Source organism: Enterobacter cloacae complex sp. 402C9 (assembly GCF_050030745.1).
GTDB classification, from domain to species: Bacteria; Pseudomonadota; Gammaproteobacteria; order Enterobacterales; family Enterobacteriaceae; genus Enterobacter; species Enterobacter intestinihominis.
On sequence record NZ_JBLGUW010000001.1, the window covers coordinates 860,718 to 883,655 of the forward strand.

The 22,938-nt window shown below is 54.2% G+C and carries 17 protein-coding genes, 3 tRNA genes and 3 rRNA genes; 15 read left to right on the forward strand and 8 right to left on the reverse strand.

Going from position 1 to position 22,938, the window contains the following annotated elements; genetic code table 11:
• The 5 genes from dnaE (at position 1) to tilS (ending at position 8,488) form a co-directional block, all read left to right on the forward strand.
• Positions 1-3,483, forward strand: a complete 3,483-nt coding sequence (gene dnaE, locus ACQG1K_RS04040) for a DNA polymerase III subunit alpha (RefSeq protein WP_022647113.1) — start codon at positions 1-3, stop codon at positions 3,481-3,483.
• 12 nt (positions 3,484-3,495) lie between these two features.
• On the forward strand, positions 3,496-4,455 hold the full coding sequence (gene accA / locus ACQG1K_RS04045) for an acetyl-CoA carboxylase carboxyl transferase subunit alpha (RefSeq protein WP_003856154.1): 960 nt from the start codon (positions 3,496-3,498) through the stop codon (positions 4,453-4,455).
• 100 nt (positions 4,456-4,555) lie between these two features.
• Positions 4,556-6,688, forward strand: coding sequence for a lysine decarboxylase LdcC (locus tag ACQG1K_RS04050; RefSeq protein WP_426720944.1), 2,133 nt, complete (start codon positions 4,556-4,558; stop codon positions 6,686-6,688).
• A 66-nt stretch (positions 6,689-6,754) separates the two neighbouring features.
• A complete protein-coding gene (locus ACQG1K_RS04055; RefSeq protein WP_022647115.1) occupies positions 6,755-7,144 on the forward strand; it encodes a VOC family protein in 390 nt (129 codons plus the stop codon).
• Between the two features lie 57 nt (positions 7,145-7,201).
• Entirely contained in the window at positions 7,202-8,488 is a 1,287-nt protein-coding gene (gene tilS / locus ACQG1K_RS04060) for a tRNA lysidine(34) synthetase TilS (RefSeq protein ID WP_154051895.1), read from the forward strand.
• A gap of 26 nt (positions 8,489-8,514) precedes the next feature.
• Here tilS and rof read toward each other — a convergent pair whose 3' ends face one another.
• Together rof and ACQG1K_RS04070 are read right to left on the reverse strand one after the other, a co-directional pair.
• A complete protein-coding gene (gene rof / locus ACQG1K_RS04065) occupies positions 8,515-8,775 on the reverse strand; it encodes a Rho-binding antiterminator (RefSeq protein ID WP_003856148.1) in 261 nt (86 codons plus the stop codon).
• Positions 8,762-8,962 carry a YaeP family protein gene (locus tag ACQG1K_RS04070; RefSeq protein ID WP_003856146.1) on the reverse strand — a complete coding sequence of 67 codons (201 nt, stop codon included), beginning with the start codon at positions 8,960-8,962 and terminating at the stop codon, positions 8,762-8,764. The genes rof and ACQG1K_RS04070 overlap by 14 nt, the downstream gene beginning before the upstream one ends.
• Positions 8,963-9,157: 195 nt before the next feature.
• Here ACQG1K_RS04070 and ACQG1K_RS04075 point away from each other — a divergent pair, with 195 nt between their 5' ends.
• Genes ACQG1K_RS04075 through nlpE form a run of 3 tightly spaced genes read left to right on the forward strand, consistent with a single transcriptional unit; the run spans position 9,158 to position 10,854 of the window.
• A complete protein-coding gene (locus ACQG1K_RS04075) occupies positions 9,158-9,703 on the forward strand; it encodes a YaeQ family protein (protein WP_154051896.1) in 546 nt (181 codons plus the stop codon).
• Positions 9,700-10,116 (forward strand): alternative ribosome rescue aminoacyl-tRNA hydrolase ArfB, encoded by a 417-nt coding sequence (arfB, locus tag ACQG1K_RS04080; RefSeq protein ID WP_022647119.1) that lies wholly within the window; start codon positions 9,700-9,702, stop codon positions 10,114-10,116. Before ACQG1K_RS04075 ends, arfB begins: the two co-directional genes overlap by 4 nt.
• Positions 10,117-10,155: 39 nt before the next feature.
• Positions 10,156-10,854 carry an envelope stress response activation lipoprotein NlpE gene (nlpE, locus tag ACQG1K_RS04085; protein WP_006810026.1) on the forward strand — a complete coding sequence of 233 codons (699 nt, stop codon included), beginning with the start codon at positions 10,156-10,158 and terminating at the stop codon, positions 10,852-10,854.
• A gap of 46 nt (positions 10,855-10,900) precedes the next feature.
• On the opposite strand, the gene proS is transcribed toward nlpE, so the two are convergent.
• The 6 genes from proS to metN all read right to left on the reverse strand — a co-directional run bounded on the left by proS (position 10,901) and on the right by metN (position 16,480).
• Positions 10,901-12,619 carry a proline--tRNA ligase gene (proS, locus tag ACQG1K_RS04090; RefSeq protein ID WP_367074786.1) on the reverse strand — a complete coding sequence of 573 codons (1,719 nt, stop codon included), beginning with the start codon at positions 12,617-12,619 and terminating at the stop codon, positions 10,901-10,903.
• A gap of 112 nt (positions 12,620-12,731) precedes the next feature.
• Positions 12,732-13,439, reverse strand: coding sequence for a tRNA (N6-threonylcarbamoyladenosine(37)-N6)-methyltransferase TrmO (gene tsaA / locus ACQG1K_RS04095; RefSeq protein ID WP_023299375.1), 708 nt, complete (start codon positions 13,437-13,439; stop codon positions 12,732-12,734).
• Positions 13,436-13,840 carry an Rcs stress response system protein RcsF gene (rcsF, locus tag ACQG1K_RS04100; RefSeq protein ID WP_003856133.1) on the reverse strand — a complete coding sequence of 135 codons (405 nt, stop codon included), beginning with the start codon at positions 13,838-13,840 and terminating at the stop codon, positions 13,436-13,438. Before rcsF ends, tsaA begins: the two co-directional genes overlap by 4 nt.
• A 106-nt stretch (positions 13,841-13,946) precedes the next feature.
• Positions 13,947-14,762 carry a methionine ABC transporter substrate-binding lipoprotein MetQ gene (gene metQ, locus ACQG1K_RS04105; protein WP_006810023.1) on the reverse strand — a complete coding sequence of 272 codons (816 nt, stop codon included), beginning with the start codon at positions 14,760-14,762 and terminating at the stop codon, positions 13,947-13,949.
• Between the two features lie 40 nt (positions 14,763-14,802).
• The gene (locus ACQG1K_RS04110; RefSeq protein ID WP_003856130.1) at positions 14,803-15,456 is read right to left on the reverse strand and encodes a methionine ABC transporter permease MetI; all 654 of its coding nucleotides are present in this window, start codon (positions 15,454-15,456) and stop codon (positions 14,803-14,805) included.
• Positions 15,449-16,480 carry a methionine ABC transporter ATP-binding protein MetN gene (metN, locus tag ACQG1K_RS04115; RefSeq protein WP_006810022.1) on the reverse strand — a complete coding sequence of 344 codons (1,032 nt, stop codon included), beginning with the start codon at positions 16,478-16,480 and terminating at the stop codon, positions 15,449-15,451. Before metN ends, ACQG1K_RS04110 begins: the two co-directional genes overlap by 8 nt.
• A gap of 188 nt (positions 16,481-16,668) precedes the next feature.
• On the opposite strand from metN, the gene gmhB reads away from it, so the two are divergent.
• The 7 genes from gmhB to ACQG1K_RS04150 all read left to right on the forward strand — a co-directional run bounded on the left by gmhB (position 16,669) and on the right by ACQG1K_RS04150 (position 22,806).
• Complete coding sequence (gmhB, locus tag ACQG1K_RS04120; RefSeq protein ID WP_022647122.1) at positions 16,669-17,235, forward strand: D-glycero-beta-D-manno-heptose 1,7-bisphosphate 7-phosphatase; 567 nt, start codon at positions 16,669-16,671, stop codon at positions 17,233-17,235.
• 369 nt (positions 17,236-17,604) lie between these two features.
• Positions 17,605-19,146, forward strand: a 16S ribosomal RNA gene (locus ACQG1K_RS04125).
• A 70-nt stretch (positions 19,147-19,216) separates the two neighbouring features.
• A tRNA-Ile gene (locus ACQG1K_RS04130) sits at positions 19,217-19,293 on the forward strand.
• 42 nt (positions 19,294-19,335) lie between these two features.
• A tRNA-Ala gene (locus ACQG1K_RS04135) sits at positions 19,336-19,411 on the forward strand.
• Between the two features lie 170 nt (positions 19,412-19,581).
• A 23S ribosomal RNA gene (locus ACQG1K_RS04140) occupies positions 19,582-22,486 on the forward strand.
• A 72-nt stretch (positions 22,487-22,558) separates the two neighbouring features.
• A 5S ribosomal RNA gene (gene rrf / locus ACQG1K_RS04145) occupies positions 22,559-22,674 on the forward strand.
• The 16S, 23S and 5S rRNA genes sit together here with 3 tRNA genes alongside, the layout of an rRNA operon.
• 55 nt (positions 22,675-22,729) lie before the next feature.
• Positions 22,730-22,806: transfer RNA gene (locus tag ACQG1K_RS04150), tRNA-Asp, on the forward strand.
• Positions 22,807-22,938: the final 132 nt, after the last annotated feature.

Sequence of the window (22,938 nt, forward strand, 5' to 3'; positions counted from 1 at the left end):
ATGGCTGAACCACGTTTCGTACACCTGCGGGTGCATAGCGACTACTCCATGATCGATGGGCTGGCAAAGACCGGGCCGCTGGTAAAGAAGGCGGCCTCGCTTGGCATGCCTGCGCTGGCGATCACCGATTTTACCAACCTGTGTGGCCTGGTGAAGTTCTACGGAACGGCGCATGGCGCAGGATTAAAGCCCATCGTCGGCGCGGATTTCCACGTGCAGAGCGACCTGCTCGGCGATGAGATGACGCAAATTTCCGTGTTAGCCATGAATAACACGGGCTATCAGAACCTCACTCTGCTGATCTCAAAAGCCTACCAGCGCGGCTACGGCGCGCTGGGTCCATGGATTGACCGCGACTGGCTGGCGGAGCTGAACGAAGGTCTGCTGCTGATCTCCGGTGGTCGTATGGGGGATGTCGGCAAATGTCTGCTGCGCGGGAACAACGCGCTGGTGGATCAGTGCGTCTCGTTCTACGAAGAGCATTTCCCGGATCGCTATTACCTGGAGCTAATCCGTACCGGGCGTGCAGACGAAGAGAGCTATCTGCATGCGGCCGTCGCCCTGGCGGAAGCTCGTGGCCTGCCTGTAGTGGCCACCAACGATGTGCGCTTTCTTGAGCCGGGCGATTTTGACGCGCATGAAATTCGCGTCGCTATCCACGACGGCTTCACCCTCGACGATCCGAAACGTCCTCGCAACTACTCATCGCAGCAGTACATGCGCAGCGAAGAGGAAATGTGTGAGCTCTTCTCCGACATCCCGGAAGCGCTGGAAAACAGCGTAGAGATTGCCAAGCGCTGCAACGTCACCGTGCGTCTCGGCGAATATTTCCTGCCGCAGTTCCCGACGGGCGACATGACCACGGAAGATTTCCTGGTCATGAAATCGAAAGAGGGCCTTGAAGAGCGTCTGGAATTCCTCTTCCCGGATGAAGCGGTCCGTAAAGAGAAGCGTCCTGAATATGACGAGCGTCTGGATATTGAACTCCAGGTGATCAACCAGATGGGGTTCCCTGGCTACTTCCTGATCGTAATGGAGTTCATCCAGTGGTCGAAGGATAACGGCGTACCGGTTGGCCCGGGCCGTGGTTCAGGTGCCGGCTCGCTGGTGGCGTATGCGCTGAAAATCACCGACCTCGATCCGCTGGAATTCGACCTGCTGTTCGAACGTTTCCTTAACCCGGAACGTGTCTCCATGCCCGACTTCGACGTCGACTTCTGCATGGAAAAACGCGACCAGGTGATTGAGCACGTGGCCGATATGTACGGTCGTGATGCGGTTTCACAGATCATTACCTTCGGTACGATGGCGGCGAAAGCGGTTATCCGCGATGTGGGCCGCGTTCTGGGCCACCCCTACGGTTTTGTCGATCGAATCTCTAAGCTGGTGCCGCCCGATCCGGGCATGACCCTGGCGAAAGCCTTTGAAGCTGAACCTCAGCTGCCGGAAATCTACGAAGCCGACGAAGAGGTGAAAGCGCTGATCGACATGGCGCGCAAGCTGGAGGGCGTCACGCGTAACGCCGGTAAGCATGCGGGGGGCGTGGTTATTGCCCCGACCAAAATCACCGACTTCGCGCCGCTGTACTGCGATGAAGCGGGCCAGCATCCGGTCACCCAGTTCGACAAGAACGACGTTGAATACGCCGGGCTTGTGAAGTTCGACTTCCTTGGTTTGCGTACGCTGACCATCATCAACTGGGCGCTGGAGATGATCAACGCCCGCCGTGAGAAGAACGGCGAGCCGCCGCTGGATATCGCGGCTATCCCGCTTGATGACAAGAAAAGTTTCGACATGCTGCAACGCTCCGAGACGACAGCCGTCTTCCAGCTTGAATCCCGCGGCATGAAAGATTTGATTAAGCGTCTGCAACCAGACTGCTTCGAAGATATGATCGCGCTGGTGGCTCTGTTCCGTCCGGGCCCGTTGCAGTCGGGGATGGTAGATAACTTTATCGACCGTAAGCACGGGCGCGAAGAGATTTCTTATCCGGATGTGCAGTGGCAGCATGAAAGCCTGAAACCGGTACTGGAGCCAACCTACGGCATCATCCTGTATCAGGAACAGGTCATGCAGATCGCCCAGGTGCTTTCTGGTTACACCCTTGGCGGCGCAGATATGTTGCGTCGTGCGATGGGTAAGAAAAAGCCGGAAGAGATGGCCAAGCAGCGTTCTATCTTTGAAGATGGGGCGAAGAAAAACGGCGTCGATGGCGAACTGGCGATGAAAATCTTCGACCTGGTGGAGAAATTCGCCGGGTACGGATTTAACAAATCCCACTCCGCCGCTTATGCTTTGGTGTCGTATCAAACGCTGTGGCTCAAGGCCCACTATCCCGCTGAGTTTATGGCGGCGGTAATGACCGCCGATATGGACAACACCGAAAAGGTGGTTGGCCTGGTGGACGAGTGCTGGCGCATGGGGCTGAAGATCCTGCCGCCGGATATTAACTCTGGCCTGTACCATTTCCACGTCAACGATGACGGGGAAATCGTCTATGGGATCGGCGCGATCAAGGGCGTGGGTGAGGGGCCGATCGAGGCGATCATCGAAGCGCGTAACAACGGCGGCTATTTCCGCGAGCTGTTCGACCTGTGCGCCCGCACCGATACCAAAAAACTGAACCGCCGCGTGCTGGAAAAACTGATCATGTCCGGTGCGTTTGACCGGCTGGGGCCACACCGCGCCGCGCTGATGAACTCGCTCGGCGATGCGCTGAAAGCGGCCGATCAGCATGCTAAAGCGGAAGCCATTGGCCAGGCGGATATGTTCGGCGTGCTGGCGGAAGAGCCAGAGCAGATCGAGCAGTCGTATTCCAACTGCCAGCCGTGGCCAGAACAGGTGGTGCTGGATGGGGAGCGTGAGACGTTAGGCCTGTACCTGACGGGACACCCGATCAACCAGTATCTGAAAGAAATTGAGCGCTATGTCGGCGGCCACAGGCTTAAAGACATGCATCCGACAGAACGTGGTAAAATCACCACGGCTGCGGGGCTCGTGATTGCTGCAAGGGTAATGGTCACCAAGCGCGGCAATCGTATCGGCATCTGTACCCTGGATGACCGTTCCGGGCGTCTTGAGGTGATGTTGTTCACCGACGCGCTGGATAAATACCAGCAATTGCTGGAAAAAGACCGCATACTTATCGTCAGCGGACAGGTCAGCTTTGATGACTTCAGCGGGGGGCTTAAAATGACCGCCCGCGAAGTGATGGACATTGACGAAGCCCGGGAAAAATATGCTCGCGGGCTTGCTATCTCGCTGACGGACAGGCAAATTGATGACCAGCTTTTAAACCGACTCCGTCAGTCTCTGGAACCCCATCGCTCGGGGACCATTCCAGTACATCTCTACTATCAGAGGGCGGATGCACGTGCGCGGTTGCGCTTTGGTGCAACGTGGCGTGTCTCTCCGAGCGATCGTTTACTGAACGATCTCCGTGGCCTCATTGGTTCGGAGCAGGTGGAACTGGAGTTTGACTAATACAGGAATACTATGAGTCTGAATTTCCTTGATTTCGAACAGCCGATTGCAGAGCTGGAAGCGAAAATCGATTCTCTGACAGCCGTAAGCCGTCAGGATGAAAAACTGGATATTAACATCGACGAAGAAGTGCATCGTCTGCGTGAAAAAAGCGTAGAACTGACGCGCAAAATCTTTGCCGATCTCGGCGCATGGCAGATCGCCCAGCTGGCGCGTCATCCACAGCGTCCGTACACCCTGGATTATGTCCGCCTGGCGTTTGACGAATTTGACGAACTGGCAGGCGACCGCGCATACGCTGACGATAAAGCTATCGTCGGCGGTATCGCGCGTCTGGATGGACGTCCGGTGATGATCATTGGTCACCAGAAAGGCCGTGAAACCAAAGAGAAGATCCGTCGTAACTTCGGTATGCCAGCACCAGAAGGCTACCGTAAGGCCCTGCGTCTGATGGAGATGGCTGAGCGTTTCAATATGCCAATCATCACCTTCATCGACACACCGGGTGCTTACCCGGGTGTTGGCGCAGAAGAGCGCGGTCAGTCTGAAGCCATCGCACGCAACCTGCGTGAGATGTCTCGCCTGAAAGTGCCGGTCATCTGTACCGTTATCGGTGAAGGTGGTTCCGGCGGTGCGCTGGCAATTGGCGTGGGCGATAAAGTGAATATGCTGCAGTACAGCACCTATTCCGTTATCTCTCCGGAAGGCTGTGCCTCCATTCTGTGGAAAAGTGCCGATAAAGCGCCGCTGGCTGCGGAAGCGATGGGCATCATTGCCCCACGTCTGAAAGAGCTGAAGCTGATCGACACCGTTATCCCTGAACCGCTGGGTGGCGCGCACCGTAAGCCGGAAGTGATGGCTGCTTCCCTGAAAGCGCAGCTGCTGGCAGACCTGGCGGATCTGGACGTGCTGAGCACAGAAGATCTGCTCAACCGTCGTTATCAGCGTCTGATGACCTACGGTTACGCGTAAGCCTCACAATTATCCTAAAAGCCGCACATTGTTGCGGCTTTTTTTATACCTGCCGTTTACCTTAACTATGCTTATCTGATGTTTTTCAAGGAGGTAAACCATGAACATCATTGCCATCATGGGGCCACACGGCGTCTTTTATAAAGACGAACCCATCAAGGAGCTGGAGCAAGCCCTTAAAGCACGCGGATATCAGCTAATCTGGCCGCAAAACAGCGCCGACCTGCTGAAATTCATCGAACACAATCCGCGCATCTGTGGCGTGATATTCGACTGGGACGAATACGACATGGAGTTGTGCAGCGAGATCAATAAGCTCAACGAATATCTTCCGCTGTACGCCTTTATCAACACTCACTCGACCATGGACGTCAGCGCCCACGATATGCGTATGGCGCTGTGGTTCTTCGAATACTCACTCGGCGTTGCCGAGGACATTGCGACCCGCATTCAGCAGTACACCGGTGAATATCTGGATAACATCACCCCGCCGTTTACGCGTGCGCTGTTCACCTATGTGAATGAAGGGAAGTACACCTTCTGTACGCCAGGCCACATGGCGGGAACGGCCTATCAAAAAAGCCCGGTAGGGTGCCTGTTCTACGATTTCTTTGGCGGCAATACGCTGAAGGCGGACGTGTCGATTTCAGTGACCGAGCTGGGCTCTCTGCTGGATCATACCGGCCCGCATCTGGAAGCCGAAGAGTACATCGCCCGGACCTTTGGTGCCGAGCAGAGCTACATGGTGACCAACGGAACCTCGACATCGAACAAGATCGTCGGCATGTATGCCGCGCCTGCCGGTAGCACCCTGCTGATTGACCGGAACTGCCATAAATCACTGGCGCATTTGCTGATGATGAGTGACGTCGTGCCGCTCTGGCTGTCTCCCACGCGTAATGCGCTGGGGATCCTCGGTGGCATTCCTCGCCGTGAGTTCGCGCATGAAGCCATTGAAAATAAGATCGCGGCGATCCCCGAGGCAAGCTGGCCTGTGCATGCGGTGATCACCAACTCCACCTATGACGGGCTGCTTTACAACACGAACTGGATCAAGCAGACGCTGGACGTGCCGTCGATTCACTTTGACTCCGCGTGGGTGCCTTACACCAATTTCCACCCGATTTACTCGGGTAAAAGTGGGATGAGCGGCGAGCGGGTGCCGGGCAAGGTGTTCTTCGAGACGCAGTCGACGCACAAAATGCTGGCCGCGTTTTCCCAGGCGTCTCTCATTCACATCAAGGGTGAGTACGACGAGGACACCTTCAACGAAGCCTTCATGATGCACACGACCACGTCGCCCAGCTACCCGCTTGTGGCGTCCATCGAAACGGCGGCGGCGATGCTGCGCGGTAATCCCGGGAAACGCCTTATTAATCGTTCGGTGGAGCGGGCGCTGCATTTCCGAAAAGAGGTTCAGCGACTTAAAGATGAAGCGGACGGCTGGTTCTTTGATATCTGGCAGCCGGAAGAGATTGATGAGGCAGAATGCTGGCCCGTCGCGCCGGGGGAGAGCTGGCACGGTTTTCGGGATGCTGATGCGGACCACATGTTCCTTGATCCGGTTAAGGTGACGATCCTGACGCCGGGTATGGATGAGCAGGGTGTGATGGGTGAGGAAGGGATCCCGGCTGCGCTGGTGGCGAAGTTCCTTGATGAACGCGGCGTGGTGGTGGAGAAAACCGGCCCCTATAATTTGCTGTTCCTGTTCAGTATCGGGATCGATAAAACCCGCGCGATGGGGCTGCTGCGCGGACTGATGGAGTTTAAGCGCGCATACGATCTTAACCTGCGGGTGAAGAATATGCTGCCGGATCTCTACGCGGAAAATCCTGACTTCTACCGCAATATGCGTATTCAGGATCTGGCCCAGGGGATCCACAGGCTGATCCGCCAGCACGATCTGCCGCGCCTGATGCTGCAGGCATTTGATGTTCTGCCTGAAATGAAGCTGACGCCGCACAGGGCGTGGCAGCGCCAGGTGAAAGGGGAGGTTGAAACCATTGAGCTGGAGAACCTGGTCGGGCGGGTATCAGCCAACATGATCCTGCCTTATCCGCCGGGCGTACCGCTGCTGATGCCGGGCGAGATGATCACCGAGGAGAGCCGGGCGGTGCTCGATTTCCTGCTGATGCTCTGTTCGATAGGGCGCCACTATCCGGGCTTTGAGACGGATATTCACGGTGCGAAACGCGATGATAACGGCGTGTACTGGGTGAGAGTCCTAAAATAAAAGGGGCCGCTTGCCAGGGGCGGGTTGTCGGTTGTAACGTTCAGGGCACCATAAAAAGGAGAAACTATGCTGGGTTTAAAAGCTGTTCATCATATTGCGATCATTGCCACCGATTACGCGAAAAGTAAGGCCTTTTACTGCGACATTCTCGGCTTTACGCTGTTGAGCGAGGCCTACCGCGAGGAGCGCGATTCCTGGAAAGGCGATCTGGCGTTAAACGGACAATATGTGATTGAACTGTTCTCTTTTCCTTTCCCGCCAGCGCGTCCTTCGCGCCCGGAAGCCTGCGGCCTGCGCCACCTGGCCTTCAGCGTCGATAACCTGGACAGCGCGGTAAAGCATCTGGAAGCCCACGGCGTGGCCTGTGAAGCAATTCGCATCGATCCCTTCACCGATAAACGTTTCACTTTTTTCAACGATCCGGACGGTCTGCCGCTGGAGCTTTATCAGCAGTAATCGCCGTCATGTGTGATAATGCCCGTTCAGTTCGGGCATTTTTTATGTGTAATTCCTATGACCTTACCCGCTATCGCGCACGCCGTTTCACCCTACCGCCAGCTGCTGGTGGGGTTCAGCGGTGGCCTGGATTCCACCGTTTTGCTGCACCGTCTTAAGCTCTGGCGCGACCGTGAGCCTGACGTCCAGCTGCGGGCGATGCATATCCATCACGGCTTAAGCCCCCATGCCGACGACTGGGTGGCGCACTGCGAAGCGGTGTGCTCAGGGTGGGGGATCCCGCTAATCGTTGAACGCGTCACGCTTGAGGATGAAGGGCTGGGTATTGAGGCGCAGGCGCGCAAAGCCCGCTACGCCGCGTTTTCCGGCGCGTTACAGCCTGGAGAAGCGTTGGTCACCGCGCAGCATCTGGACGACCAGTGCGAGACGTTTTTACTGGCGCTCAAGCGGGGCAGCGGGCCTGCGGGTTTATCCGCCATGCCTGAGCGTGCTGGTTTTGCTGAAACAGAGCTCATCCGCCCGCTACTGGGTGAGACGCGCGCATCACTGGAAGCCTGGGCGCAGCAACATCATCTGCGCTGGATTGAAGACGAAAGCAATCAGGACGACAGTTACGACCGTAACTTCCTGCGCCTGCGCGTCTTACCGCTGCTGAGTGAGCGCTGGGCCCATTTTTCCGAAGCGGTGGCCAGAAGTGCCATGCTTTGTGCTGAACAGGAAAGCTTGCTGGATGAGTTGCTGAGCGGGGAGCTGAATACGCTGATTACCGCTGACGGTGCCCTGAACATTGCGCCGTTGAAAGTCATGAACCCCGTGCGTCGGGCTGCTCTGATTCGTCGCTGGCTGGCTTCCCACCGTGCGGTTATGCCGTCCCGGGCGATGCTCAACCGTATCTGGGAAGAAGTTGCACAGGCGCGGGAAGATGCCGCACCGTGTATACACCTGAATGGTTATGACGTCAGGCGCTATAAAGAGCAACTCTGGTGGGTGAAATCTGTGCCGTCGCTGGCTGACGTTGTGCTTGACTGGCCGTCGCCGGAAAAAGCATTAACGCTACCGTTGAATGCCGGTGTCGTTGCGTTAAGCCATTCGGGCAATGTGCGTCTACCTGAGCCGGACGAGAACGTCACCATACGCTTCAGGGCCAGCGGCATGCTGCATATCGTTGGGCGTAACGGCGGGCGTAAACTGAAGAAAATCTGGCAGGAACAGAACGTTCCGCCCTGGCGACGTGATACCACGCCGCTTCTGTTTTACGGCGACACGCTCATCGCGGCGGCAGGTGTGTTTATTACCCAGGAAGGGTGGGCTGAAGCGGGTGTCAATTTTGAATGGAAAGCGTAACGGGCAGCCTGGCTGCCCGTTGGTTATCAGGATTCGCTCACCACGACGGTGCCGATTTCCGGATGGCTGAAACTGGCAATTTTGTCGAGGCGTAACTCACGCGTTGCACCTGCATCTTCCACAACCAGGTATTCCACATTTTTACGGGAAACCAGATCGCTGGCCTTTGCCTTTAGCACTTCGCCATCTTTTAGCTCCAGCGTCAGTATTAAATGATGCTGGCAGGCGAGTTCGAGGTTGTCATAGTCATCACAATTGATGGGTTGATAGGTATCATTCATCGACATAATCGCTCACCAGTAAATTCGCCGCAGCATACGCTGCTTTTTCCCTGACCGATTCAGAAAGGCTCTCATCAGAGGCCACTTCATTCAGCACGTTCAATACACAGCCCAACGCATCCGGGATGTACCCCAGATCTCCGCTGGCAATTTCCGCATACCGTCTGCGAATCAACTCACAATAATTATTCACATCACCTCCTGCCAGCGTACTGACTTACTGTGAGATATCATTAAGCCTACGAAGTTAAACTCGGTTTAGCAAGGTGACTATACCATACTCATTTAAGCAATATCAGCGCCTTGATAACGGGGTGCCACCACCTCGTAACAGCCTTTTGCTGCGGTTTTCGCTACAATGTACGCCTGATTCGAAAGGAGTTCTCTCATGGCGCTGAAAGCGACAATTTATAAAGCTGTGGTCAATGTGGCGGATCTTGACCGTAACCAGTTTCTGGATGCGTCATTGACGCTGGCGCGTCACCCTTCTGAAACCCAGGAGCGCATGATGCTGCGCCTGCTGGCGTGGATTAAGTATGCCGACGAGCGTCTGCAATTTACCCGTGGTTTAAGCGCGGAAGATGAACCGGAAGCCTGGCTGCGCAACGATCATCTGGGTATCGATTTATGGATTGAGCTTGGCCTGCCGGATGAACGCCGGATCAAAAAGGCGTGCACCCAGTCAGCTGAAGTGGCGTTGTTTGCCTATAACCAGCGCGCGGCGGAGATCTGGTGGCAGCAAAACAAAAATAAATGTGCGCAGTTCAAAAATCTTACCGTCTGGTATCTGGATGATGAACAACTGGCACAGCTGAGCGCATTCGCCAGCCGGACAATGGCGCTTCAGGCAACGATTCAGGACGGCGCCATCTGGCTTTCCGGTTCTCAGAATAATCTGGAAATTCATCTCACGGCCTGGCAGCCCGTATCATGATTGAGTTGTCCCGAAACGTCAGCATCCCTGATCACGAGCTGGAGATCACCGCCATCCGTGCTCAGGGCGCAGGGGGGCAGCACGTTAACAAGGCCTCAACGGCTATCCATTTGCGCTTTGACATCCGGGCCTCCAGCCTGCCAGAGTATTATAAAGAAAGTCTGCTTGCCGCCAGCCATCATCTGATCACCAGTGAAGGTGTGATTGTGATTAAAGCGCAGGAATATCGCAGCCAGGAAATGAACCGGGAAGCGGCACTTTCCAGACTGGCGGCGGTCATAAAAGAGCTGACGGCTGTACAAAAAAGTCGCCGGGCAACACGTCCAACGCGGGCATCGAAAGAACGTCGGTTGTCATCGAAGGCGCAGAAATCCACCGTAAAGTCACTGCGTGGCAAAGTCCGTCACCCGTAATGTGACGAAAGGGACACACTTTTTCATAAGGAATGTATTGTGAAAAAAGCATTATTATCAGCGCTGGCCGTGACAAGCCTGTTCGCGCTTTTTGGCTGTAACAACCGTTCAGAAACACAGGTACTACAGCCAACGCAAAACGAAGAATTGAAGCCGATGCAGCAGAGCTGGCGCGGCGTATTGCCATGTGCAGATTGTGAAGGCATCGAAACCTCTCTGTTCCTGCAAAAAGATGGCACCTGGGTGATGAACCAGCGCTATCAGGGGGCGAAAGAGCCGTCTTCTTTTGCAACATACGGAACATGGGCGCGTACGGCTGAAAAGCTGGTATTGACTGATACCACGGGCGATAAAACGTATTTCCGCGCCAAAGGCGAGGGGATGGAGATGCTCGATCGCGAAGGCAATCCGATTGAATCCCAGTTCAACTACACGCTGGCCCCGGTAAAAGCGACCCTGCCTGCAACCCCAATGGCGATGCGAGGGATGTATTTCTACATGGCGGATGCGGCGATCTTCACGGACTGTGCAACCGGGAAGAAAGTCAGCGTGGCGAACAATGCCCAGCTGGAGCGTGACTATGCCGTCGCGCGCGGTAACGACAGCAAACCAGTGTTGCTGACGGTTGAAGGGCATTTTACGCTGGAGCCAAACCCCGATAGCGGTGAGCTGGTGAAAACGCTGGTGGCAGATAAAGACGCGAAGTTTGCTGCGGGTAAAGACTGCGAAAGCAAATAAGTTATAGCCATTAAAAAACCCCGCACTGGCGGGGTTTTTTTGTTTCTTAGCCTTTGATGGCTTTCACCAGGTAATCAAGAATGTCGCCCGTCTTGAGCATCTGTTTTTCGCCGTTGCGACGGTACTTGTATTCAATCTCGTCGCTGTCGAGGTTACGGTCGCCGATGACGATGGTGTGTGGAATACCGATCAGTTCCATATCAGCAAACATCACGCCAGGACGCTCTTTACGGTCATCCATCAGCACGTCGATACCTTTCGCGCTCAGCTCAGCGTAGAGTTTCTCTGCCAGCTCCTGCACGCGGTAAGACTTGTGCATGTTCATTGGCAGGATCGCCACCTGGAACGGCGCGATGTTATCCGGCCAGACGATTCCGCGTTCGTCATAGTTCTGCTCGATAGCGGCCGCAACAACGCGCGTTACCCCAATGCCGTAGCAGCCCATGGTCAGAACCTGGTTACGACCATCTTCGCCCTGAACGGCAGCGTTCATTGCGCGCGAGTACTTATCGCCCAGCTGGAAGATGTGGCCTACTTCGATACCGCGTTTAATCATCAGGGTACCCTTGCCGTCCGGGCTTGGATCGCCTGCGACCACGTTACGGATGTCAGCCACTTCCGGCGTCGCCACGTCACGATCCCAGTTGATGCCGAAGTAGTGTTTACCGTCGATGTTTGCGCCCGCAGCGAAGTCGCTCATTGCCGCAACGGTGCGGTCAATGACCACAGGAACAGGCATGTTCACCGGACCCAGAGAACCAGGACCTGCATTCACCACGGCGCGGATTTCGGCTTCCGTTGCGAAGGTCAGCGGGCTGGCAACCTGCGGCAGCTTCTCGGCTTTCACTTCGTTCAGCTCGTGATCGCCACGGACCAGCAGGGCTACCAGCGGGTAAGCGCTGCCTTCAGCCGATTTCACCAGCAGGGTTTTCACGGTTTTTTCGATCGGCAGAGTAAACTGTTCAACCAGCTCGGCGATGGTTTTCGCGTTTGGCGTATCAACCAGCGTCATCTCTTGCGTTGCCGCGCCGCGTGGTTCTTTTGGTGCCAGCGCTTCTGCGAACTCAATGTTGGCGGCGTAATCAGAGGAGTCAGAGAAAATTACATCGTCTTCGCCGCTCTGCGCCAGAACCTGGAATTCATGAGAGGCGCTACCGCCGATTGAACCGGTATCAGCCTGTACAGCACGGAAATCCAGCCCCATGCGGGAGAAGATTTTGCTGTAGGCCACGTACATTTTGTCGTAGGTCTCTTGCAGTGATTCCTGAGAAGTATGGAAAGAGTAGGCATCTTTCATCAGGAATTCGCGAGAGCGCATCACGCCAAAGCGTGGGCGCACTTCGTCACGGAACTTGGTTTGGATCTGGAAGAAGTTCAGCGGCAGCTGTTTGTAAGAGCTCAGCTCGTTACGGATCAGATCGGTGATCACTTCTTCATGCGTTGGGCCGAGAACGAATGGACGATCGCCACGATCGGCAATACGCAGCAGTTCAGGACCGTACTGCTCCCAGCGACCGCTCTCCTGCCACAGTTCAGAAGGCTGAACGACCGGCATTAACACCTCGATAGCACCGGCGTTGTTCATCTCTTCACGCACGATGTTTTCGACTTTTTTCAGGACGCGCACGCCGGTCGGCAGCCAGGTGTATAACCCGGAGGCCAGCTTGCGGATCATCCCGGCGCGCAGCATCAGCTGGTGGCTGATCACCTCGGCGTCGGCAGGTGTCTCCTTCAGAGTGGAGAGCAGATATTGGCTAGTACGCATGTTGTTACGGTTCCATTTCGACGATTGGAACAGGCTGAAACACCAGCCTGACACAAAAAAAGTGGTTTAGTTTACCAGTGTGGCAAAGATGCCAAAAGAGAGGAGAACAAAATTACCTGGGTTCCAGGGCAAACACTTCAAAACCTGCATCAGTTACGCGCCAGCGCACGTTAAAGTCCAGCAGCCAGACGGCGTACGTTTTTCCTGCGTCTTCCTCTTTGCGGTAGGCGGGACGAGGGTCCTGCGCCAGGACTTCGACGATAAAGTCACGCAGACGAGGATAGCGCTTTTCCAGCTGGCTGATTTGCGTCGTTATTTCAGATGTGAAGTAAACCGGCATCTCTGCCTGTGGGGCGTCCTGAGCATAGCTTGCACGGGCATCCGGCAGCGCTTCGGCGAAGGGCAGGTAAGGTTTAATATCGATGACCGGCGTGCCATCAACCAGGTCAAGGCTACCTAACTCCAGGATCACCCGATCTTTCTGACAGCGTATCCCTTTCAGTTCGACCAGCGACATCCCGACTGGATTCGGTCGGAACGTTGAGCGGGTGGCAAAAACTCCCATTCTGGCATTTCCGCCCAGACGAGGAGGACGAACGGTAGGACGCCAGCCGCCTTCCATGGTCTGGTGAAACACAAACACCACCCATAAATGGCTGAATGCCTCAAGCCCGCGCACTGCATCGGCCTGATTATACGGCGCGACAAGATGCAGCTCGCCGCCGCCGTTAAGGACCAGTCCCGGCTGACGCGGCACGGCGAACTTTTCTTTATAAGGGGAGCGGATAACGCCTATCGGCTCGAACTGAAATGAACTCATTTCGCCGTGATGTTAAGCGCAGAACCGATACATACCGCCTGACGGTAGCAGCCCGGCGTACCACTGGTGACCTCGCAACTGTGCAGCAGCACCGCGTTGGCTTTCATTTTCGACGCGTTGATTTGCATACGCTTGCGGGCTGTTGGGATATTTGGAGGGGAGTCCTGATTCGTTGCCTGGCAGGATTCGCCGCTCACTTCGCCCAGTTCACGGAATGGCTTACCGACCAGCTCGTCGGCTTTAGTAATAATACGTACCGGCGCAGCGCGAGGCGCTTTCGGTTTTGCTGGCTCCGCTTTTGGCGGGGTTGCAGTGCTTTGAACGGGTTCAACAGGAGATCTGCTTAGCATAGAACAGCCGCTCAGCATCAGTGCTAAAAGACAGATCGGTAAAGCACGCATAATAGTTCCTCAGTGGATAATCAAAACGTCAGATATTGAAGCAGTTGACCGCACAAATGACAAGACGGGCAAATGCCCGTCTTGATGATATTACACTGAGGTGAGATTACCAGCCTTTAACCGCGCCGCCGTTAAACACCTTATTGGCTTCCTGGTAAACTTCTTCAGACTGATATGCCTGCAGGAATTTCTTCACGTTTTCCGCGTCCTTGTTGTCTTCGCGAGTCACGATCAGGTTGACGTACGGGGAATCTTTGTCTTCAACAAAGATGCCATCTTTCGCAGGGGTCAAACCGATCTGGCTGGCGTAAGTGGTGTTGATAACGGCCAGCGCGATCTGTGCATCGTCCAGAGAACGTGGCAGCTGAGGGGCTTCCAGCTCAACAATTTTCAGATTTTTCGGGTTTTCGGTCACGTCCAGAACGGTCGGCAACAGGCCAACACCTTCTTTCAGTTTAATCAGGCCCACTTTCTGGAGCAGAAGCAGCGAACGGCCAAGGTTGGTTGGGTCGTTAGGGACGGCAACCTGTGAACCCGGCTGGAGTTCATCCAGAGATTTAATTTTCTTGGAATAACCGGCAATCGGGTAAACGAAGGTGTTACCGACAGCAACCAGCTTGTAGCCGCGATCTTTGATCTGTTGATCCAGGTACGGTTTATGCTGGAAGGCGTTAGCGTCAATGTCGCCTTTGCTCAGCGCTTCGTTCGGCAGAACGTAATCGTTGAAGGTCACCAGCTCAACGTCCAGGCCATATTTTTCTTTCGCGATTTTCTGCGCGGCCTCAGCAACCTGCTGCTCTGCACCGACGATAACGCCTACTTTGATGTGGTTCGGATCTTTTTCGTCCTGACCGCAACCCACCAGTGCCAGCGAACCAATCAGTGCGCCTACTGCTGCAAAGGTCTTAAATTTAAACGCCATGTTATATCCTTAACTCGTCGAGTTTGTGTTGTTTGTAACGTTATTTATGCGTAACAGCCCGGACGATACGATCGCCAGAGAATTGGATTAAGTAAACCAGCACAACCAGCAATACCAGAACGGTATTCATTACGGTAGCGTTATAGCCAATATAGCCGTACTGATATCCAATCTGCCCTAAACCGCCAGCACCCACGGCGCCGCCCATCGCGGAATAACCGACCAGGGTGATAAGCGTGATGGTTGCTGCATTCACCAGCCCAGGCAGCGCCTCAGGCAGCAGAACTTTGCGAACGATCTGCATTGGCGTCGCACCCATAGCGCGGGAAGCTTCAATCAGGCCTGTTGGGATTTCCAGCAGGGCGTTTTCCACCATACGGGCGATAAACGGCGCGGCGCCTACGGTTAGCGGGACAATTGCCGCCTGCAAACCAATCGACGTCCCGACAATAACGCGTGTAAACGGAATCATCCACACCAGCAGGATAATAAACGGTATAGAACGGAAAATGTTCACCAGCGCAGAGAGCGTGCGATACAGCTTCGCGTTTTCAATAATTTGACCCGGGCGCGTGACGTACAGCAGTACGCCGACCGGCAGCCCAATCACAAAACCAAAAAAGCCCGATACGAAGGTCATTGCCAGCGTTTCCCAAACGCCGCGAACCAGTAGCCACATCATCGGCTCAGACATAACCCAGCACCTCTACTTTTACGTGATGTTCTTGCAGCCAGGCAATTGCCGCCTGGGTTTCTTCCTGTGTGCCGTGCATTTCCGTCAGCATAATGCCGAACTTCACGCCACCGGCGTAGTCCATCTGCGCGCTAATAATGTTGTTATTCACGTTAAAGCGACGCGCGGTTTCGGACAGCAGCGGTGCGTCAACGGACTGGCCCGTGAACTCCATGCGCAGCATCGGGACGCTGTCAGGCGTTGCGTCTGTTTTTAAACGTTCCAGATAATCTTCCGGAATATCCAGATGCAGTGTGGACTGAATGAACTGCTGAGCCAGAGGCGTTTTCGGGTGCGAGAAGACTTCGCTGACCGTGTCCTGCTCAATCAGCTCACCGTTGCTGATGACGGCGACGCAGTCACAGATACGCTTCACCACGTCCATTTCGTGCGTAATAAGGAGGATAGTCAGGCCCAGACGACGGTTAATGTCTTTCAGCAGTTCCAGGATAGAACGCGTGGTGGCCGGATCTAACGCGCTGGTGGCTTCATCACACAGCAGCACTTTTGGGTTGCTTGCCAGCGCGCGAGCGATTGCTACACGCTGCTTTTGCCCGCCTGAGAGGTTGGCCGGGTAGCTGTCATGCTTATCACCCAGCCCAACCAGATCCAGCAGTTCGGTGACGCGTCGGGTAACCTCTTCTTTTGGTGTGTTATCCAGCTCCAGCGGCAACGCCACGTTTCCAAAAACCGTGCGTGAGGCCAGCAGGTTAAAGTGCTGGAAAATCATGCCAATCTGGCGACGCGCTTTGGTGAGTTCTTTTTCTGAGAGAGCGGTAAGCTCCTGGCCGCCAACTTCTACGCTGCCCTGGGTCGGGCGCTCAAGCAGGTTAACACACCGGATCAGCGTACTTTTACCCGCACCCGATGCGCCAATGACGCCATAAATCTGACCAGCAGGCACATGCAGGCTGACGTTGTTCAGCGCCTGAATGGTTCGGTTCCCCTGCTGGAACACTTTGGTGATATTGGAAAGTTTAATCATTAGATTATTTTTATCGTATGTAAGTTAGCCGTGGCATTTTCTTCTGCCAGATACGGGGAATGACCGTAAACAAAATGGATGTTAAGGCATCCAGACGTCTAAATCAATCCACCTCTGTGCGATGAGCACTTTATTGCGCTGCGATTCATGAGATACTAGCTGAACAAGCCTTTTTCAGGAGCAAACCGGTGGCAAAATCTGTACCCGCAATTTTTCTCGATCGTGACGGCACAATTAATGTGGATCACGGTTACGTCCATGAGATTGATGAGTTCGAATTTATCGAGGGCGTAATAGATGCCATGCGCCAGCTGAAAGAGATGGGCTATGCGCTGGTGGTGGTAACTAATCAGTCCGGTATCGCCCGGGGTAAATTCACCGAAGCGCAGTTCGAGACGCTGACGGAATGGATGGACTGGTCCCTGGCCGATCGTGGCGTCGATCTTGATGGCATCTATTATTGTCCGCATCATCCACAGGGAACAGTAGAAGCGTATCGTCAGACATGTGATTGCCGTAAGCCACACCCGGGCATGTTTATCTCTGCACAGGAATTCCTGCACATTGATATGGCCGCGTCTTTTATGGTGGGCGATAAACTGGAGGATATGCAGGCAGCGGCGGCGGCAGGTGTGGGAACCAAAGTATTAGTGCGGACCGGTAAACCAGTCACCCCAGAAGCAGAAAATGCAGCTGACTGGGTGATAACTAGTCTGGCAGATCTGCCAAAAGAGATTAAAAAGCACCAAAAATAGACGTTTTGGTGAAAAGGTGAGCGGTTGAAATAAAAATGCATTTTTCCGCTTGTCATTCCTCGGCGGCTCCCTATAATGCGCCTCCATCGACACGGCGGATGTGAATCACTTCACAGACTACCCGGTCGGTTGAAGAGAAAAAATCCTGAAATAACGGGTTGACTCTGAAAGAGGAAAGCGTAATATACGCCACCTCGCGACAGAGCGCTGAAGCGCGTCGCAACTGCTCTTTAACAATTTATCAGACAATCTGTGTGGGCACTCAAAGTGACATGGATTCTTAATGTCCTCGGACACTAAATGAATACCAAGTCTCAACGAGTGAACACGTAATTCATTACGAAGTTTAATTCATTGAGCATCAAACTTAAATTGAAGAGTTTGATCATGGCTCAGATTGAACGCTGGCGGCAGGCCTAACACATGCAAGTCGAACGGTAACAGGAAGCAGCTTGCTGCTTCGCTGACGAGTGGCGGACGGGTGAGTAATGTCTGGGAAACTGCCTGATGGAGGGGGATAACTACTGGAAACGGTAGCTAATACCGCATAACGTCGCAAGACCAAAGAGGGGGACCTTCGGGCCTCTTGCCATCGGATGTGCCCAGATGGGATTAGCTAGTAGGTGGGGTAACGGCTCACCTAGGCGACGATCCCTAGCTGGTCTGAGAGGATGACCAGCCACACTGGAACTGAGACACGGTCCAGACTCCTACGGGAGGCAGCAGTGGGGAATATTGCACAATGGGCGCAAGCCTGATGCAGCCATGCCGCGTGTATGAAGAAGGCCTTCGGGTTGTAAAGTACTTTCAGCGGGGAGGAAGGCGACAGGGTTAATAACCCTGTCGATTGACGTTACCCGCAGAAGAAGCACCGGCTAACTCCGTGCCAGCAGCCGCGGTAATACGGAGGGTGCAAGCGTTAATCGGAATTACTGGGCGTAAAGCGCACGCAGGCGGTCTGTCAAGTCGGATGTGAAATCCCCGGGCTCAACCTGGGAACTGCATTCGAAACTGGCAGGCTAGAGTCTTGTAGAGGGGGGTAGAATTCCAGGTGTAGCGGTGAAATGCGTAGAGATCTGGAGGAATACCGGTGGCGAAGGCGGCCCCCTGGACAAAGACTGACGCTCAGGTGCGAAAGCGTGGGGAGCAAACAGGATTAGATACCCTGGTAGTCCACGCCGTAAACGATGTCGACTTGGAGGTTGTGCCCTTGAGGCGTGGCTTCCGGAGCTAACGCGTTAAGTCGACCGCCTGGGGAGTACGGCCGCAAGGTTAAAACTCAAATGAATTGACGGGGGCCCGCACAAGCGGTGGAGCATGTGGTTTAATTCGATGCAACGCGAAGAACCTTACCTACTCTTGACATCCAGAGAACTTTCCAGAGATGGATTGGTGCCTTCGGGAACTCTGAGACAGGTGCTGCATGGCTGTCGTCAGCTCGTGTTGTGAAATGTTGGGTTAAGTCCCGCAACGAGCGCAACCCTTATCCTTTGTTGCCAGCGGTTAGGCCGGGAACTCAAAGGAGACTGCCAGTGATAAACTGGAGGAAGGTGGGGATGACGTCAAGTCATCATGGCCCTTACGAGTAGGGCTACACACGTGCTACAATGGCGCATACAAAGAGAAGCGACCTCGCGAGAGCAAGCGGACCTCATAAAGTGCGTCGTAGTCCGGATTGGAGTCTGCAACTCGACTCCATGAAGTCGGAATCGCTAGTAATCGTGGATCAGAATGCCACGGTGAATACGTTCCCGGGCCTTGTACACACCGCCCGTCACACCATGGGAGTGGGTTGCAAAAGAAGTAGGTAGCTTAACCTTCGGGAGGGCGCTTACCACTTTGTGATTCATGACTGGGGTGAAGTCGTAACAAGGTAACCGTAGGGGAACCTGCGGTTGGATCACCTCCTTACCTTAAAGAACCTGCCTTTGTAGTGCTCACACAGATTGTCTGATGAAAAACAGCAGTAAAAAATCTCTGCAGGCTTGTAGCTCAGGTGGTTAGAGCGCACCCCTGATAAGGGTGAGGTCGGTGGTTCAAGTCCACTCAGGCCTACCAAACTCCTTTTAAAGGATGAGCGGTACAGAGATTACAAACGATGGGGCTATAGCTCAGCTGGGAGAGCGCCTGCCTTGCACGCAGGAGGTCTGCGGTTCGATCCCGCATAGCTCCACCATCCTTTACTGCGAACACAAGAAAACTTCAGAGTGAACCTGAAAAGGTGCACTGCGAAGTTTTGCTCTTTAAAAATCTGGATCAAGCTGAAAATTGAAACGACACACAGCTCATGTGTGTTCGAGTCTCTCAAATTTTCGCAATCAGAAGTGAAACATCTTCGGGTTGTGAGGTTAAGCGACTAAGCGTACACGGTGGATGCCCTGGCAGTCAGAGGCGATGAAGGACGTGCTAATCTGCGAAAAGCGCCGGCGAGGTGATATGAACCTTTGACCCGGCGATGTCCGAATGGGGAAACCCAGTGCAATCCGTTGCACTATCGTTAACTGAATACATAGGTTAACGAGGCGAACCGGGGGAACTGAAACATCTAAGTACCCCGAGGAAAAGAAATCAACCGAGATTCCCCCAGTAGCGGCGAGCGAACGGGGAGCAGCCCGGAGTCTGAATCAGCTTGTGTGTTAGTGGAACGGTCTGGAAAGTCCGACGGTACAGGGTGATAGTCCCGTACACGAAAGCACACTTGCTGTGAACTCGAAGAGTAGGGCGGGACACGTGGTATCCTGTCTGAATATGGGGGGACCATCCTCCAAGGCTAAATACTCCTGACTGACCGATAGTGAACCAGTACCGTGAGGGAAAGGCGAAAAGAACCCCGGCGAGGGGAGTGAAAAAGAACCTGAAACCGTGTACGTACAAGCAGTGGGAGCCTCTTTATGGGGTGACTGCGTACCTTTTGTATAATGGGTCAGCGACTTATATTCTGTAGCAAGGTTAACCGTATAGGGGAGCCGAAGGGAAACCGAGTCTTAACTGGGCGTTAAGTTGCAGGGTATAGACCCGAAACCCGGTGATCTAGCCATGGGCAGGTTGAAGGTTGGGTAACACTAACTGGAGGACCGAACCGACTAATGTTGAAAAATTAGCGGATGACCTGTGGCTGGGGGTGAAAGGCCAATCAAACCGGGAGATAGCTGGTTCTCCCCGAAAGCTATTTAGGTAGCGCCTCGTGAACTCATCTTCGGGGGTAGAGCACTGTTTCGGCTAGGGGGCCATCCCGGCTTACCAACCCGATGCAAACTACGAATACCGAAGAATGTTATCACGGGAGACACACGGCGGGTGCTAACGTCCGTCGTGAAGAGGGAAACAACCCAGACCGCCAGCTAAGGTCCCAAAGTCATGGTTAAGTGGGAAACGATGTGGGAAGGCACAGACAGCCAGGATGTTGGCTTAGAAGCAGCCATCATTTAAAGAAAGCGTAATAGCTCACTGGTCGAGTCGGCCTGCGCGGAAGATGTAACGGGGCTAAACCATGCACCGAAGCTGCGGCAGCGACACTATGTGTTGTTGGGTAGGGGAGCGTTCTGTAAGCCGTTGAAGGTGTCCTGTGAGGGGTGCTGGAGGTATCAGAAGTGCGAATGCTGACATAAGTAACGATAAAGCGGGTGAAAAGCCCGCTCGCCGGAAGACCAAGGGTTCCTGTCCAACGTTAATCGGGGCAGGGTGAGTCGACCCCTAAGGCGAGGCCGAAAGGCGTAGTCGATGGGAAACAGGTTAATATTCCTGTACTTGGTGTTACTGCGAAGGGGGGACGGAGAAGGCTATGTCAGCCGGGCGACGGTTGTCCCGGTTTAAGCATGTAGGCGGAGGTTCCAGGTAAATCCGGTACCTTGTTAACGCTGAGGTGTGATGACGAGGCACTACGGTGCTGAAGTGATAAATGCCCTGCTTCCAGGAAAAGCCTCTAAGCATCAGGTAACACGAAATCGTACCCCAAACCGACACAGGTGGTCAGGTAGAGAATACCAAGGCGCTTGAGAGAACTCGGGTGAAGGAACTAGGCAAAATGGTGCCGTAACTTCGGGAGAAGGCACGCTGATATGTAGGTGAAGTCCCTGCGGACGGAGCTGAAATCAGTCGAAGATACCAGCTGGCTGCAACTGTTTATTAAAAACACAGCACTGTGCAAACACGAAAGTGGACGTATACGGTGTGACGCCTGCCCGGTGCCGGAAGGTTAATTGATGGGGTTAGCGGCAACGCGAAGCTCTTGATCGAAGCCCCGGTAAACGGCGGCCGTAACTATAACGGTCCTAAGGTAGCGAAATTCCTTGTCGGGTAAGTTCCGACCTGCACGAATGGCGTAATGATGGCCAGGCTGTCTCCACCCGAGACTCAGTGAAATTGAACTCGCTGTGAAGATGCAGTGTACCCGCGGCAAGACGGAAAGACCCCGTGAACCTTTACTATAGCTTGACACTGAACACTGGTCCTTGATGTGTAGGATAGGTGGGAGGCTTTGAAGCGTGGACGCCAGTCTGCGTGGAGCCAACCTTGAAATACCACCCTTTAATGGCTGGTGTTCTAACGTAGACCCGTAATCCGGGTTGCGGACAGTGTCTGGTGGGTAGTTTGACTGGGGCGGTCTCCTCCCAAAGAGTAACGGAGGAGCACGAAGGTTGGCTAATCCTGGTCGGACATCAGGAGGTTAGTGCAATGGCATAAGCCAGCTTGACTGCGAGCGTGACGGCGCGAGCAGGTGCGAAAGCAGGTCATAGTGATCCGGTGGTTCTGAATGGAAGGGCCATCGCTCAACGGATAAAAGGTACTCCGGGGATAACAGGCTGATACCGCCCAAGAGTTCATATCGACGGCGGTGTTTGGCACCTCGATGTCGGCTCATCACATCCTGGGGCTGAAGTAGGTCCCAAGGGTATGGCTGTTCGCCATTTAAAGTGGTACGCGAGCTGGGTTTAGAACGTCGTGAGACAGTTCGGTCCCTATCTGCCGTGGGCGCTGGAGAATTGAGGGGGGCTGCTCCTAGTACGAGAGGACCGGAGTGGACGCATCACTGGTGTTCGGGTTGTCATGCCAATGGCACTGCCCGGTAGCTAAATGCGGAAGAGATAAGTGCTGAAAGCATCTAAGCACGAAACTTGCCCCGAGATGAGTTCTCCCTGAGACTTTAAGTCTCCTGAAGGAACGTTGAAGACGACGACGTTGATAGGTCGGGTGTGTAAGCGCAGCGATGCGTTGAGCTAACCGATACTAATGAACCGTGAGGCTTAACCTTACAACGCCGAAGCTGTTTTGGCGAACGAGAGACAGACACGATTTTCAGCCTGATACAGATTAACAGAATTTGCCTGGCGGCTTTAGCGCGGTGGTCCCACCTGACCCCATGCCGAACTCAGAAGTGAAACGCCGTAGCGCCGATGGTAGTGTGGGGTCTCCCCATGTGAGAGTAGGGAACTGCCAGGCATCAAATTAAGTAGTAAGCCGGTGCATTAATCCGGTGGTTACAGAAGTATTCGGTGGAGCGGTAGTTCAGTCGGTTAGAATACCTGCCTGTCACGCAGGGGGTCGCGGGTTCGAGTCCCGTCCGTTCCGCCACTTATTAAAAGCCCTGAGCTAACGCTCAGGGCTTTTTTCTTATCTGTCGTTTTACTATTGCGAAATTAGCAAAAATCCTCTGCATTTTACGATCTTTTTCGACATAACAACCACAGCGATAATCCTCCTCAG

Excerpts from the sequence above, each read along its gene's own strand:
- tsaA (WP_023299375.1), bottom strand. The coding sequence starts at position 13,439 with ATGAGTTCATTTCAGTTCGAGCCGATAGGCGTTATCCGCTCCCCTTAT.
- accA (WP_003856154.1), top strand. The coding sequence starts at position 3,496 with ATGAGTCTGAATTTCCTTGATTTCGAACAGCCGATTGCAGAGCTGGAA.
- rof (WP_003856148.1), bottom strand. The coding sequence starts at position 8,775 with ATGTCGATGAATGATACCTATCAACCCATCAATTGTGATGACTATGAC.
- ACQG1K_RS04055 (WP_022647115.1), top strand. The coding sequence starts at position 6,755 with ATGCTGGGTTTAAAAGCTGTTCATCATATTGCGATCATTGCCACCGAT.
- tilS (WP_154051895.1), top strand. The coding sequence starts at position 7,202 with ATGACCTTACCCGCTATCGCGCACGCCGTTTCACCCTACCGCCAGCTG.
- rcsF (WP_003856133.1), bottom strand. The coding sequence starts at position 13,840 with ATGCGTGCTTTACCGATCTGTCTTTTAGCACTGATGCTGAGCGGCTGT.
- ACQG1K_RS04110 (WP_003856130.1), bottom strand. The coding sequence starts at position 15,456 with ATGTCTGAGCCGATGATGTGGCTACTGGTTCGCGGCGTTTGGGAAACG.
- dnaE (WP_022647113.1), top strand. The coding sequence starts at position 1 with ATGGCTGAACCACGTTTCGTACACCTGCGGGTGCATAGCGACTACTCC.
- proS (WP_367074786.1), bottom strand. The coding sequence starts at position 12,619 with ATGCGTACTAGCCAATATCTGCTCTCCACTCTGAAGGAGACACCTGCC.
- arfB (WP_022647119.1), top strand. The coding sequence starts at position 9,700 with ATGATTGAGTTGTCCCGAAACGTCAGCATCCCTGATCACGAGCTGGAG.
- metN (WP_006810022.1), bottom strand. The coding sequence starts at position 16,480 with ATGATTAAACTTTCCAATATCACCAAAGTGTTCCAGCAGGGGAACCGA.
- metQ (WP_006810023.1), bottom strand. The coding sequence starts at position 14,762 with ATGGCGTTTAAATTTAAGACCTTTGCAGCAGTAGGCGCACTGATTGGT.
- ACQG1K_RS04075 (WP_154051896.1), top strand. The coding sequence starts at position 9,158 with ATGGCGCTGAAAGCGACAATTTATAAAGCTGTGGTCAATGTGGCGGAT.
- ACQG1K_RS04050 (WP_426720944.1), top strand. The coding sequence starts at position 4,556 with ATGAACATCATTGCCATCATGGGGCCACACGGCGTCTTTTATAAAGAC.